This is a genomic window from Mycobacterium sp. UNC410CL29Cvi84 (assembly GCF_000686745.1).
GTDB lineage: Bacteria > Actinomycetota > Actinomycetes > Mycobacteriales > Mycobacteriaceae > Mycobacterium > Mycobacterium mucogenicum_B.
In genome coordinates this window covers 82,386-95,381 of record NZ_JMLM01000003.1, presented here as the reverse complement: position 1 = coordinate 95,381, position 12,996 = coordinate 82,386, and the positions used below count along the sequence as shown (strand labels likewise).

General features: G+C 68.6%; 11 protein-coding genes and 1 tRNA gene. 6 read left to right on the top strand and 6 right to left on the bottom strand.

Annotated features, from left to right (window positions below; genetic code table 11):
• Positions 1-58: 58 nt before the first annotated feature.
• Entirely contained in the window at positions 59-2,884 is a 2,826-nt protein-coding gene (gene topA, locus BR47_RS0106650) for a type I DNA topoisomerase (RefSeq protein ID WP_029118984.1), read from the top strand.
• On the opposite strand, the gene BR47_RS0106645 is transcribed toward topA, so the two are convergent.
• The gene (locus BR47_RS0106645; protein ID WP_029118983.1) at positions 2,881-4,476 is read right to left on the bottom strand and encodes an adenylate/guanylate cyclase domain-containing protein; all 1,596 of its coding nucleotides are present in this window, start codon (positions 4,474-4,476) and stop codon (positions 2,881-2,883) included. The genes topA and BR47_RS0106645 overlap by 4 nt on opposite strands.
• Before the next feature lie 83 nt (positions 4,477-4,559).
• Here BR47_RS0106645 and BR47_RS0106640 point away from each other — a divergent pair, with 83 nt between their 5' ends.
• Both BR47_RS0106640 and BR47_RS0106635 read left to right on the top strand, forming a co-directional pair.
• Positions 4,560-5,792 carry a DNA polymerase III subunit delta' gene (locus BR47_RS0106640; protein WP_029118982.1) on the top strand — a complete coding sequence of 411 codons (1,233 nt, stop codon included), beginning with the start codon at positions 4,560-4,562 and terminating at the stop codon, positions 5,790-5,792.
• Between the two features lie 57 nt (positions 5,793-5,849).
• A tRNA-Thr gene (locus tag BR47_RS0106635) sits at positions 5,850-5,925 on the top strand.
• 12 nt (positions 5,926-5,937) lie between these two features.
• Here the strand turns inward: BR47_RS0106635 and BR47_RS0106630 are convergent.
• From BR47_RS0106630 to BR47_RS0106620, 3 genes are all read right to left on the bottom strand, one after another.
• The gene (locus tag BR47_RS0106630) at positions 5,938-6,294 is read right to left on the bottom strand and encodes a hypothetical protein (protein WP_029118981.1); all 357 of its coding nucleotides are present in this window, start codon (positions 6,292-6,294) and stop codon (positions 5,938-5,940) included.
• 35 nt (positions 6,295-6,329) lie between these two features.
• On the bottom strand, positions 6,330-6,674 hold the full coding sequence (locus tag BR47_RS0106625; RefSeq protein ID WP_029118980.1) for a hypothetical protein: 345 nt from the start codon (positions 6,672-6,674) through the stop codon (positions 6,330-6,332).
• Between the two features lie 96 nt (positions 6,675-6,770).
• The gene (locus BR47_RS0106620; RefSeq protein ID WP_029118979.1) at positions 6,771-8,516 is read right to left on the bottom strand and encodes a hypothetical protein; all 1,746 of its coding nucleotides are present in this window, start codon (positions 8,514-8,516) and stop codon (positions 6,771-6,773) included.
• 51 nt (positions 8,517-8,567) lie between these two features.
• Here BR47_RS0106620 and BR47_RS0106615 point away from each other — a divergent pair, with 51 nt between their 5' ends.
• Genes BR47_RS0106615 through BR47_RS0106605 form a run of 3 tightly spaced genes read left to right on the top strand, consistent with a single transcriptional unit; the run spans position 8,568 to position 11,940 of the window.
• The gene (locus tag BR47_RS0106615; protein WP_029118978.1) at positions 8,568-9,500 is read left to right on the top strand and encodes an NAD-dependent epimerase/dehydratase family protein; all 933 of its coding nucleotides are present in this window, start codon (positions 8,568-8,570) and stop codon (positions 9,498-9,500) included.
• A 57-nt stretch (positions 9,501-9,557) separates the two neighbouring features.
• On the top strand, positions 9,558-11,342 hold the full coding sequence (locus BR47_RS0106610; RefSeq protein ID WP_029118977.1) for an N-acyl-D-amino-acid deacylase family protein: 1,785 nt from the start codon (positions 9,558-9,560) through the stop codon (positions 11,340-11,342).
• Position 11,343: 1 nt separating this feature from the next.
• The gene (locus BR47_RS0106605; protein WP_020100950.1) at positions 11,344-11,940 is read left to right on the top strand and encodes a TetR/AcrR family transcriptional regulator; all 597 of its coding nucleotides are present in this window, start codon (positions 11,344-11,346) and stop codon (positions 11,938-11,940) included.
• Here the strand turns inward: BR47_RS0106605 and BR47_RS0106600 are convergent.
• Together BR47_RS0106600 and ppgS are read right to left on the bottom strand one after the other, a co-directional pair.
• Positions 11,931-12,290, bottom strand: coding sequence for a DUF2304 domain-containing protein (locus tag BR47_RS0106600; protein WP_020100949.1), 360 nt, complete (start codon positions 12,288-12,290; stop codon positions 11,931-11,933). The two genes, BR47_RS0106605 and BR47_RS0106600, sit on opposite strands and share 10 nt — an antisense overlap.
• On the bottom strand, positions 12,287-12,979 hold the full coding sequence (ppgS, locus tag BR47_RS0106595) for a polyprenyl-phospho-N-acetylgalactosaminyl synthase PpgS (protein ID WP_020100948.1): 693 nt from the start codon (positions 12,977-12,979) through the stop codon (positions 12,287-12,289). The genes BR47_RS0106600 and ppgS overlap by 4 nt, the downstream gene beginning before the upstream one ends.
• Positions 12,980-12,996 lie beyond the last annotated feature (17 nt).

Below are 12,996 nucleotides of genomic sequence, written 5' to 3'. Positions count from 1 at the left end.
CCGTTAGGCATTCATTCGGTGTCCTAGTGCCGACCAAGAAGTGGAGCGTATAGATACGGTGGCTGACCTCGATGGTGCCGGTAGCGGCAGCCGGGTCCGGCGACTCGTCATAGTCGAGTCGCCTACCAAGGCGCGCAAGATTGCCGGTTACCTCGGCTCCAACTATGTCGTCGAATCGTCGCGCGGACACATCCGCGACCTCCCGCGCAACGCCGCGGACGTGCCGGCCAAATATAAAGGTGAGGCCTGGGCGCGCCTCGGCGTGAACGTCGACGACAACTTCGAGCCGCTCTACATCGTCAGCCCCGATAAGAAGGCCACGGTCACCGAGCTCAAGGACCTGCTCAAGGGTGTCGACGAGCTCTACCTCGCGACGGACGGTGACCGCGAGGGTGAGGCCATCGCCTGGCACCTGCTCGAGACGCTGAAGCCCAAGGTGCCGGTCCGGCGCATGGTGTTCCACGAGATCACCGAGCCCGCCATCCTGGCCGCCGCCGAGAACCCTCGTGACCTCGACATCGCCCTGGTCGACGCGCAGGAGACCCGCCGCATCCTCGACCGCCTCTACGGCTACGAGGTCAGCCCCGTGCTGTGGAAGAAGGTCGCCCCGAAGCTGTCGGCCGGCCGTGTGCAGTCGGTTGCGACCCGGATCATCGTGCAGCGTGAGCGGGAGCGCATGGCGTTCCGCAGCGCCGGCTACTGGGACGTCACCGCCGAGCTGGACGCCAGCGTCTCCGACCCCGAGGCGTCGCCGCCCAGGTTCACCGCCAAGCTCAACACCGTCGACGGCCGGCGCGTGGCCACGGGCCGCGATTTCGACTCCCTCGGCGCCGTCAAGAAGCCCGACGAGGTGCTGGTGCTCGACGAGGCCGGCGCGGGTGCCCTGGCCGCGGGGCTGCGCGGCGAGTCGCTGACCGTCAGCTCGGTGGAGCAGAAGCCGTACACGCGCAAGCCCTACGCCCCGTTCATGACCTCGACGCTGCAGCAGGAAGCCGGCCGCAAGCTGCGGTTCTCCTCCGAGCGCACGATGAGCATCGCGCAGCGGCTGTACGAGAACGGCTACATCACCTACATGCGTACCGACTCCACGACGCTGTCGGAGTCGGCGATCAACGCCGCGCGCACCCAGGCCGGGCAGCTGTACGGCCCGGAGTACGTGCACCCGACGCCGCGGCAGTACACCCGCAAGGTCAAGAACGCCCAGGAGGCACACGAGGCCATCCGTCCCGCCGGTGACGTGTTCCAGACCCCGGGTCAGCTGCACGGCGCGCTGGACACCGACGAATTCCGGCTCTACGAGCTGATCTGGCAGCGCACCGTCGCCTCCCAGATGGCCGACGCCCGCGGCACCACCCTGAGCCTGCGGATCTCCGGCCAGGCCCGCACGGGCGAGCAGGTCGTCTTCAGCGCCTCCGGCCGCACCATCACCTTCGCCGGCTTCCTCAAGGCCTACGTCGAGAGCCTCGACGAACAGGCCGGAGGCGAGGCCGACGACGCCGAGAGCCGCCTGCCGAACCTGACCCAGGGTCAGCGCGTGGATGCCGCCGAGCTCACCGCCGACGGGCACACCACCAATCCGCCGGCCCGGTACACCGAGGCCTCGCTGATCAAGGCGCTGGAAGACCTGGGCATCGGTCGCCCGTCGACGTACTCGTCGATCATCAAGACCATCCAGGACCGCGGCTATATCTATAAGAAGGGCAGCGCCCTGGTGCCGGCCTGGGTGGCGTTCGCCGTCGTCGGGCTGCTCGAACAACACTTCGGGCGTCTGGTCGACTACGACTTCACCGCCGCCATGGAGGACGAACTCGACGAGATCGCCGCCGGCAACGAGCAGCGCACCAACTGGCTGACCAACTTCTACTTCGGTGGCGACCACGGCGTCGAGGGCTCGGTGGCCCGCGAGGGTGGCCTGAAGAAGCTGGTGGGCGTCAACCTCGAAGGTATCGACGCGCGAGAAGTCAACTCCATCAAGCTGTTCGATGACGCCGAAGGACGTGCGATCAACGTCCGCGTCGGCCGCAACGGGCCGTACCTGGAGCGGATGATCGCCGATGACGAGAACCCCGGTGAGCTGAAACCGCAGCGCGCCAACCTCAATGACGATCTGACGCCCGACGAGCTGACCCTCGAACTGGCCGAAAAGCTCTTCGCCACACCGCAAGAGGGCCGGGTCCTGGGTGTCGACCCGGAGACCGGGCACGAGATCGTCGCCAAGGACGGGCGTTACGGGCCGTACGTCACCGAGGTGCTGCCGGCGCCGCCGGAGGAGCCGGATGCCGGCACCGGCGCGAAGAAGACCAAGAAGCCCGTCGGCCCCAAGCCGCGTACCGGATCTCTCTTGCGCTCAATGGATTTGGAGACCGTCACGCTCGACGACGCGCTGAAGCTGCTGTCGTTGCCGCGCGTCGTCGGTGTCGATCCGGAGAGCAACGAGGAGATCACCGCGCAGAACGGCCGCTACGGCCCATACCTCAAGCGCGGCAGCGACTCTCGCTCACTGGCCACCGAAGAGCAGATGTTCACCGTCACGCTCGAAGAGGCGCTGAAGATCTACGCCGAGCCGAAACGCCGTGGGCGCCAAGGCGCGGCCACGCCGCCGCTGCGTGAGCTGGGCACCGATCCGGTGTCGGGCAAGCCGATGGTGATCAAGGACGGCCGCTTCGGTCCGTACGTCACCGACGGTGAGACCAACGCGAGCCTGCGCAAGGGCGACGACGTCATGTCGATCACCGATGAGCGGGCCTCGGAGTTGTTGTCCGACAGGCGTGCTCGTGGCCCGGTGAAGAAGGCCGCCAAGAAGACCGCTGCCAAGAAGACGGCGGCGAAGAAGACGGCCGCCAAGAAGGCGCCGACGAAGAAGGCTGCCGCGAAGAAGGCCTAACTCGCGGCTTCGGTTTCTGGAGCCGGCCGCGGCGAGGCCAGCGACAGCGGCCGCGCCAGCTGTGTCGGCGCGGACCGGCCGCGCAGCTCGACGGTCTCGCCGACATCCCAGCACAGGGCCTCGGCGTCCAGCGCGCCGCTGACCGCGATCGCGGACGCCAGCACGTGGCCCTCTTCGAGCTTGGCGAGCTCGGTGAGGCGGGCGGCCTCGTTCACGGGGTCGCCGATCACGGTGTACTCGAAGCGGGCCAGCGCGCCGATGTGGCCGGCGATGGCCCGGCCCGCGGAGACGCCGATGCCGAATTCCGTGGTGCCCAGCACCGTCACGAGTTCGTCGTGCAGCTCGCGGGACGCGGCCAGCGCGGCACCGGAGGCGTCCGGGTGCTCGATGGGGGCGCCGAAGATGGCCAGCGCCGCGTCACCCTGGAACTTGTTGACGAACCCGCCGTGCCGGTTCACGGTGTCGACGATGATCCGGAAGAACTCGTTGAGGATCGACACGACCTCGGCGGCAGGCCGCGTCGAGGCCAGCTGCGTCGACCCGATCAGGTCGATGAACAGCACCGCGACATCGCGCTCCTGGCCGCCCAGCTCGGTGCCGCGCTCCAGAGCGCGGCGGGCGACGTCCTCGCCGACGTAGCGGCCGAACAGGTCGCGCAAACGTTGCCGCTCGGACAGGTCGCGCACCATGTCGTTGAATCCGGCCTGCAGCAGGCCCAGCTCGCTGGCGTCGTAAATCTGCATGTGCGCGTTGTAGTTACCGCGCTGCACCTCACCCAGGGCCCACCGCAGCTGGCGCAGCGGGTCGGCGATGGACATGGCGACCAGAATGTTGCCGGCCAGGCCGACGGCCAGCGCGGTGATCGCCAGAAGCAGGATCGGGGTGTTGAGCTGGTCGTTCTGGGCGATGAAGGTCGTGTACTGGCCGGCCAGCCGGGCCACGATGATCGCCAGCAGCGGCACGCCCGTCGACAGCACCCAGGTCAGCACCTGGCGCTGGATGACGCCGGGGGCCCGGAAGTTCTCCGGCACCCCGTCGCGCAGCGCGGCGACCGCGACGGGCCGAAGCACCCGCTCGGACTGCAGGTAGCCGATGATCGCGGTCGCGGTGGCGCCGAGCGCGCTGGCCACGGCGACGAACGGCGCCGAGCGGCTCGCCACCGGCCAGCTGGCGATGATGAACACCACCGAGCCGAGGAACCAGTTCCCGACGCTGATCAGCGTCCGGTAGTACGGCATCTTGAGCGCCCGGGTCCGGGCCAGCTCGGTGAATGCGGGGTCGTCGGCGTCGCCGTGCAGGGTGTCCCGCCGTTGCCAGCGGATCACCGGGATCAGCAGTCGCAGACTGAGCCAGGCCGCCACGACGAACGAGACGAACAGGACGGCCAGGAACACCGCCAGATTCACCGCAGGCAGGTCCTGGAGCTGGATGCGATCTTCGGCCGGCAGACCGAACCGCAGGAAGCCCAGAACGAACAGCGCACCGATGATGTCGGCCTGCAGCAGGCTCAGCGTGAACACCGGCCACGGCGTGCGCGCCACCCATCGGACGAACCCCCTGATTCGCCCGATGTGCTCTACATCGGTGGCCACCCGCTAACCGTATCCGGCCGGGGCGACGGATATTGCCGCTGCGCGCAGGTTCGTGTCGCCTGCGACGGTTACTGTGGGGCGCGATGAGCGGAGTTTTCTCGCGTTTGGTCGGCCAGGATGCCGTGGAAGCCGAGTTGGTGGCCGCAGCGCGGGCGGCCCGGGGTGATTCGGCTCACAGCGGGCTCACAACCGGCAGCATGACGCATGCGTGGTTGATCACGGGGCCGCCCGGTTCGGGCCGGTCCATCGCCGCTGTGTGCTTTGCTGCGGCGCTGCAGTGCACTGCGGAGGCCGCCGAAGGCGGTCCGGGTTGCGGCGCCTGCCGCGCGTGTACGACGACCATGGCGGGCACGCACGCCGACGTCCGGCGCGTGATTCCCGAGGGGCTGTCGATCGGTGTCGACGAGATGCGCGCCATCGTGCAGACCGCGTCCCGGCGGCCCGGAACCGGCCGCTGGCAGATCGTCGTCGTCGAAGACGCCGACCGGCTCACCGAGGGCGCCGCCAACGCGCTGCTGAAGGTCGTCGAGGAGCCACCGCCGTCGACGGTGTTCCTGCTGTGCGCGCCGTCGGTCGATCCCGAGGACATCGCGGTGACGCTGAGGTCGCGGTGCCGGCACGTGGCGTTGACGACGCCGCGGGCCGACGCCATCGCGCAGGTCCTGATGGACAACGACGGACTGTCCGAGACCGACGCGCGCTGGGCGGCGTCGGTCAGTGGGGGCCACGTCGGCCGGGCCCGCCGGCTCGCGACCGACCCCGACGCACGGTCACGCCGGGAGCGGGCCCTGGGCCTGGCCCGGGACGCCGCGACGCCGGCGCGGGCGTACGCGGCGGTCGAGGAGCTCGTGGCCTCGGCCGAGGCCGAAGCGGTGGCGCTGACGGCCGGCCGCAACGAGGCCGAGACCGAGGAGCTCAAGACGGCGCTGGGCGCCGGTGGCACCGGTAAAGGCGCGGCGGGGGCGCTGCGGGGCGCCGCGGGCGCGCTGAAGGATCTGGAGAAGCGGCAGAAGTCGCGCCAGACCCGGGCCTCGCGCGACGCGCTGGACCGGGCGCTGGTCGACCTGGCCACCTATTTCCGCGATGCGCTGCTGGTGTCGTCGGGGGCGACGGGCGTGGCCGCCGCCAACCATCCGGACATGGGTGACAAGGCCGCCGCGATGGCCGCTCACGTGCCCGCCGACCAGCTGCTGCGGTGCATCGAGGCGGTGCTGGCCTGCCGCGAGGCGCTGGCCACCAACGTCAAGCCGAAGTTCGCGGTAGACGCCATGGTGGCGACCATGGGCCAGGCGCTCCGGGCCGGACAACGGAACTGACTTTGGTTGCGCCGGACGCGTCCCGTAGACTCGTCCCGCCCCGCCTCGGTGGGGCGCGCCACCCTAGCTCAGTCGGTAGAGCAATTCACTCGTAATGAATAGGTCAGGGGTTCGATTCCCCTGGGTGGCTCCACAACTTTTTGCGCTACCGGCGCTGTTCGGGCTGCACGTGCGGGCCCGCGGACGGCGTTTCCGTAACCGGTGCCACCACGCTCGGGTCCAGGTTGAACTTCGGCTTGCGCATCGGGACGGCGATGCAGCCCTGAGCCTTTCCGTCGACGTACGAGCACTTCGTCTTATCGCCGTTCTTGTCGGTCGTGGTGCAAGCCTCGTAGGAGTGCCCGCCCGCGACTTTGGATTCGTAGGTCTGGTTCGAACCCATGCAATCGCTGCCGACCGTGGCGTTGGCACCTGGTGCGGACAGGATCGCCGGAACGGCATACAGCGCGGCAGCACTCAGCAGGGCGGCCAAGGTCGGCTTGATCATCGAGTTCGTGTTCATTGCTGGATTCCTTTTCGGGCGGTGGACGACGGGGGTCAGGAGCGATCGACCTGAACCGGGACGAGGTCACCGGTCGGGATGTGGGGGCCCTTCACAGCCGTCCGCGGCACGGTGATGCAGCCCTGCGGTTTGTGATTGATTTCGGAGCACTGCGTTTTGACGCCGTCCGAGTTGGTCGTCGTGCAGCTCGCGACGATCGACCCGTCCGATCGCGTCCCGAGCGCGAAAGTGCCGTTGCCTTTTGTGCAGCGCTCGGCCAGGGAATCTGCGCTTGCGATGGGCGTCGTCAGCGCCAGCGGGGCCACGTACAGCGCAGCCGTGCCGATGAGCGCGGCCAGTGCGATGCGCTTGCCGTTTGCGGTCCCGGTGGTGGTGGTCATGGGAGTTCTCCTTTTCCGGTGGTCACAGGCCCTTGTGGACTTGCTGACACAGGTAGGAGTGGGCACCGCCCCGGAAGGGGACGGTTTTTTGCGCGGCTATTTGGGCGCCAGGAACCCCACCGGCCCGGAGGCGACGCACACCGACAGCGCCGACGTGTTGGCCTTCACCTGGATCGCGGCCCCGGCGCCGGGCAGCCGGACGAACACCCGGTTCAGGCCGGGGTGCACCGGGACGCGGGCCTCGCGCCCCTCGGGCAGAGACATGGTCAGGGACCCGTCGCTGTTGGCGAGGTAGTTGATCTCGGCGGTCCAGTCGGCCGGCAGCAGTGGGCCGTCGAGCGGCATGGTGACCGGTGCGTCGGTCTGTACGAGGTAGCCGCAGTTCGGTGCCGGGCCGGGCGCGATGGTGCGCGTCCACGTCACCTTGGCCGGTACCAGTTGACCGGTCGCAGTGAGCATCTGCAAAGAGGTTGTGCTGGAAGCGAATTCAGGACGGTCGCGCAGCAGGGCGAACATGTGGCTCGCCAGGTTCTGTGGCCATGCCACGCGTTGCAGCACCAGGGGATCGACTTCCTGATCCAGCAGCGGCACGCCGCGGGGTGCGTTGGCCAGCGCCGCCTCGACGTTGACGAGATAGGCGCGCGTGGGGTTGTCGCGCCAGCTGGGCAGGAAGGTCGCCCACGAGTACAGGCTGCTGGCCACGAATAGTGTTGCGGCACAGGCGACGACGGCCCGTCGCCGCGCGGAGTCGTCGAACCGGCTGCTCCGGTTGGGCGCGCAGAACGCGACGGCGGCCAGCAGCGCCAGCACCACGACGAGATCGGACAGGTAACGCAGCGTCTGCGCCAGCTCCAGGGCGGTGAACTTCGACGAGCGCATCAGATAGATCGGTACCTGGCACGCCACCACGTAGCCCACGGCGGCCAGCCAGACCGGGCCCAGTCGACGCTTCCGCAGCAGTGACACCGCAACCACGGCGGCGAGCACCAGCCAGCCCAGCACCATGACGACCGGGCCGGGCGTCGCCCACGGGGAGGCGGGCGCCCAGCGCTGCCAATCCCACGGCCCGCCGGCCAGCGTCGGTACCAGCCCGTGCGTGACGGACCGCGCCAACAGCTCCCACGTCATCGCCAGGTCCAGCGTCCAGCGCTTCTGGTTGACCACCAGTAGATAGACCCCGACCCAGCCGATCGTGATGGTCAGCAGCCCCAGCCACAGCCGCAGGCCCTTGCGCCATACCGAGGTACGTGCGCCCGTGACGTACACCAGCAGCCAGCACACCGCGAACGCGGTGAACGGAATCACCGCGGACTTCTCGAAGAACACCAGCCCGCCCAGATAGGCGAGGCAGCCGGTCCACACGTACCGCGGATTTCCGGTGCGGACCAGCAGGATGGCGTCGGCGCAGACCCACGCCATGGCCGCCGCCATCGGCAGCGCGTTGAGCCCGGCCGACCACCAGGCGAACGCCGGCACGCCCAGAGGCGTGAACAGTGCGAACGTCAGCGGCACCAGCAGTACCGGGCGCCAGCCGAGGATCACGCGCAGGGCGCGCACCAGCGCCACCGACGCGACGAGTTGCAGCAGCACCAGGCTCAGGGCCGGCCAGAACCAGTTCAGCGGCGCCAGCCGCGTCAGCACCCCGGCGAGCAGGAATCCGGCGGGCATGACGTGCCCGTCGTGGTCGTTGAAGAGGAAGTCCGGCGACAGCAGGGAATGGGTGCCGGCCTGGCCGATCAGGATCAGGTCGTCCCAGTAGAAGTAGCCGCCGAATGCCAGAACCGCCCGCAGTATCAGCTGCAGCGCCACCAGTGCGGCGGCGGTTCGGGCGACCCAGTTCACTCTTGTCGACTGTACGGGGCGTCACGCAGCAACCGTCGGTATGGTTGCGCCGTGCGAACACTTGTCACTGGTGCTGCCGGGTTCATCGGGTCGACGCTCGTCGACCGGCTCCTGTCCGAAGGACACGACGTCGTCGGGCTCGACGACTTGAGCAGCGGCAAGGTCGACAACCTCGCTGATGCCGAGGGCAACCCGCGATTCGAGTTCGTGAAGGCCGACATCGTCGACGCTGATCTGCACGCCATCGTGGCCGAAGAGCAGCCCGAGGTGATCTTCCACCTGGCCGCGCAGATCTCCGTCGCACGGTCGGTGACGGACGCTCCGTTCGACGCCTCGGTCAACGTCGTCGGCACCGTGCGGCTGGCCGAGGCGGCGCGCAGCAACGGCGTGCGCAAGGTGGTCCACACCTCGTCGGGCGGGTCCATCTACGGCGTCCCGCCGGGCTACCCGACCAACGAGGACATGCCGGTCGATCCGTCGTCCCCGTACGCCGCCAGCAAGGTGTGCGGCGAGGTCTACCTCAACATGTTCCGCAACTTGTACGGCCTGGACTGCTCGCACATCGCGCCCGCCAACGTCTACGGCCCGCGCCAGGACCCGCACGGCGAAGCCGGTGTGGTCGCGATCTTCAGCCAGGCGCTGCTGGCCGGGCGGCCCACCAAGATCTTCGGTGACGGCACCGACACCCGCGACTACGTGTTCGTCGACGACGTCGTCGACGCCTTCGTGCGAGCCGGCGGCGAAGCCGGCGGTGGGCAGCGGTTCAACGTCGGCACTGGCGTCGAGACGTCGACGGCGCAGCTGCACACCGCGATCGCCGCGGCCGTCGGCGTGCCAGACGCCCCGGAGATGCACCCGCCGCGCCTCGGTGACCTGCGCAAATCCCGCCTCGACTACACCCGTGCGCAGCAGGTGCTGGGGTGGAGCCCCAAGGTCGCGCTGGCTGAGGGCGTGGCCCGGACGGTGGACTTCTTCCGCGCCTGAACTGCGAATACGCAGAAAAAGATTGTAAGCACTCACTTTCTGTCCTAGTCTCACGTCATGACCTACGACGTGATCGTCAAAGACGGCTTGTGGTTCGACGGCACCGGCCGCACGCCGCAATTGCGCAATCTGGGTATCCGCGACGGCGTCGTCGCGACGGTGTCGGCACAGCCGCTCGATGAGACGGGCTGCCCCGACGTCATCGACGCCAAGGGCAAGTGGGTGACGCCGGGCTTCATCGACGTCCACACCCACTACGACGCCGAGGTGCTGCTCGATCCGGGCCTGCGGGAGTCCGTCCGCCACGGCGTGACGACCGTGCTGCTGGGCATGTGCTCGCTGTCGACGGTCTACGCCGAGAACGACGACGCCGCCGACCTGTTCAGCCGCGTTGAGGCGGTGCCGCGCAAGTTCGTCGTCGGCGCGCTCGAGGAGAACCGGTCGTGGTCCGGACCCGCCGAGTACGTGCAGGCGCTCGAGGCCCTGCCGCTGGGCCCGAACGTCAGCTCGCTGCTGGGCCACTCCGACCTGCGCACCTCGGTGCTGGGTCTGGACCGCGCGACGACCCCGAACGTCACCCCGACCAACGCCGAGCTCGAGACCATGGCGTCGCGGCTCGAGGCCGCCCTGGACGCCGGCATGCTCGGCATGTCCGGTATGGACGCCGCGATCGACAAGCTCGACGGTGACCGCTTCCGGTCCCGCGCGCTGCCGTCGACCTTCGCCACGTGGCGTGAGCGCCGCCGCCTGATCAAGGTGCTGCGCAAGCGCGGCCGCATCCTGCAGAGCGCGCCCAACGTCGCGAAACTGCAAGAGGCCCTGAACTTCTTCCTCGAGAGCAGCGGCTGGTTCGGCCGTCGCGCCGGCGTGCGCATGAGCCTGCTGGTGGCCGCCGATGCCAAGTCCTCGCCTGGCGCGGTGTACCTGCTGGGTCCGGTGACGCGCCTGGCCAACAAGGTCCTGAACTCGAAGGTCCGCTTCCAGCACCTGCCGGTGCCGTTCGAGTTGTATTCGGACGGAATCGATCTCCCGGTTTTCGAGGAGTTCGGTGCGGGCACCGCCGCGCTGCATCTGCGCGACCAGCTGGAGCGCAACAAGCTGATGGCCGACCCGGAGTACCGGCGCCGGTTCCGCAAGTCGTTCGACAAGAAGGTGCTGGGCCCGACGCTGTGGCACCGCGACTTCCATGACTCGACCATCGTCGAATGCCCCGACAAGTCGTTGATCGGCAAGAGCTTTGGCCAGATCGCCGACGAGCGCGGCAGCCACCCGCTCGATGCCTTCCTCGACGTCCTCGTCGAGCACGGCGAGCGCAACACGCGTTGGACCACCATCGTGGCAAACCACCGTCCCAAGCAGCTCGACAAGCTGGCCGTCGAACCGTCGGTGCACATGGGCTTCTCGGATGCCGGTGCGCACCTTCGCAATATGGCGTTCTACAACTACGCGCTGCGGATGCTGCGCCGCGTGCAGGACGCCGACAAGGCCGGCCGCCCGTTCATGACCACCGAGCACGCCGTGCACCGGCTCACCGGTGAGGTCGCCGACTGGTTCGGCCTGGAGGCCGGCACGCTGCGTCAGGGTGAGCGCGCCGACTTCGTGGTGATCGACCCCGCCGGCCTCGACGCCGGACTCGAGGCGTACCACGAGGATTCGGTCGAGTTCTACGGTGGCCTGAGCCGCATGGTCAACCGCAGCGACGCCGCCGTGGTGGCGACCGGTGTGGGTGGTCAGGTGGTGTTCCGCGACGGTGAATTCGTCGAGGGCTACGGCGACACGGTGAAGTCCGGCCACTACCTGCCCGCGCGTGGCGCGAAACTGCCGGTGGCGCAAGCGGTCTGACATGGCCAGAACCCAACAGCAACGCCGCGAAGAGACGCGGGCCCGCCTTCTCGACGCCGCGATCGCCACCATCGTCGAGGTCGGCTATGCCCGCGCCTCGGCGGCGGTGATCGCGCGTCGGGCCGAGGTCTCCGACGGCGCGCTGTTCAAGCATTTCGCCACCATGGGTGACTTCATGGCCGCCACGGCGCTGGAGGTCATGCGCCGTCAGCTGGAGCAGTTCAGCAAGCAGATCGCCGAAATCCCTTCGGACCGGCCGGCTCTGGAAGGCGCGTTGATCGCGCTGCGTGACATCAGCGGCAACGCGACCAATGCGGTGATGTACGAGCTGATGGTCGCGGCGCGCACCGACGAGAAGCTGCGGACGACGCTGCAGGGCGCCCTCGTCGAATACGGCCGCAACATCTACGAGACCGCGCAGGAGATGCCCGGCGCCGATCAGTTGCCGCCGGAACTGCTGATGCTGATCGTCGCCGTCATGGTCAACACCTTCGACGGCGCGGCGCTGATCCGCGCCGTGCTGCCGCAGCCCGAACTCGAGGATGGCCGCATCCAACTGCTGGCCACGATGCTGGGGAGTCTGGGCGTTCAGACCTGACGGGTCGGCGGCTCGGGATCGGGCACCCGCGCGCCTTCCAGCGCCACCGCGCGGGCCAGCTGGGCGTACCGCAATTCCAGGTCTTTGAAGCGCATGTACGCGCTGATCGTCGTGAACAGGAACGCGATGACGAGCGCGTACAACAAGAGGTCGGCGCCGCGGCCGATGCCGAGCCAGTGCGCCACCACCGTGGTGTCGTTGGGGCGCAGGATCGCGTAGATGGCGCCGAGCACGAAGAACACGTAGCCGACCTTCACCCACGCCCGCGACTGCGCGTTGCGCCGCGACGAGAACAGGTAGGCCAGCAGCAGGACCACCGCGCCGATCAGTAATGCCTTGGTCCAGATCATCGGCGCAACCTCCCGCGCAGCAGCCCGTCGACGACGATGTTGACGCCGTTGACCAGCGGCTGACCCTTCGACATCGAATAGTCGGTGTACAGGATCTGCACCGGCTGTTCGGCGATCCGCCACTGGTTCTCCACGATCAGCGCGACGAACTCGCTGGCGTGGCTCATGCCGTTCATGGTCAGGTTCAATCCGTCGGCGACGGTCTTGTTGAACACCCGCAGCCCGTTGTGCGCGTCGGTCAGGTGCAGCTGGCGGCTGGACCGGCTGAGTTTGGCGACGATCGGCAGCAGCAGCCGTTTGAGCATCGGCATGCGGTCGGGCGGCTGGTCGGCGAACCGCGTGCCGATGACGATGTCCAGGTCCTCGGCCTGCAGCCGGTCGAGCATCCGCACGACATCCTTGACCTGGTGCTGACCGTCGGCGTCGAACGTGGCGAAGAACTGTGCCCCGGGGCGGGATCGGGCGTATTCGACGCCGGTCTGGATGGCCGCGCCCTGCCCGAGGTTCACGGGGTGACGCACGACGTGGGCACCGGCGGCAAAGGCGCGGTCGCCGGTGTCGTCGCGGCCGCCGTCGTCGACGACGACGACGTTGGGGAAGACGGCGCGCACGTCGGCGACGACGTCGGCAATGACGCTCGCCTCGTTGTACGCGGGGATGACGATCCAGACGTCGCGGTAAAGGGACATGTTGCTGCCGAAACTAC

Coding starts and splice junctions, on each gene's coding strand:
- BR47_RS0106640 (WP_029118982.1), top strand. CDS start 4,560: ATGAGCGGAGTTTTCTCGCGTTTGGTCGGCCAGGATGCCGTGGAAGCC.
- BR47_RS0106630 (WP_029118981.1), bottom strand. CDS start 6,294: ATGAACACGAACTCGATGATCAAGCCGACCTTGGCCGCCCTGCTGAGT.
- BR47_RS0106625 (WP_029118980.1), bottom strand. CDS start 6,674: ATGACCACCACCACCGGGACCGCAAACGGCAAGCGCATCGCACTGGCC.
- BR47_RS0106610 (WP_029118977.1), top strand. CDS start 9,558: ATGACCTACGACGTGATCGTCAAAGACGGCTTGTGGTTCGACGGCACC.
- BR47_RS0106605 (WP_020100950.1), top strand. CDS start 11,344: ATGGCCAGAACCCAACAGCAACGCCGCGAAGAGACGCGGGCCCGCCTT.
- BR47_RS0106600 (WP_020100949.1), bottom strand. CDS start 12,290: ATGATCTGGACCAAGGCATTACTGATCGGCGCGGTGGTCCTGCTGCTG.
- ppgS (WP_020100948.1), bottom strand. CDS start 12,979: ATGTCCCTTTACCGCGACGTCTGGATCGTCATCCCCGCGTACAACGAG.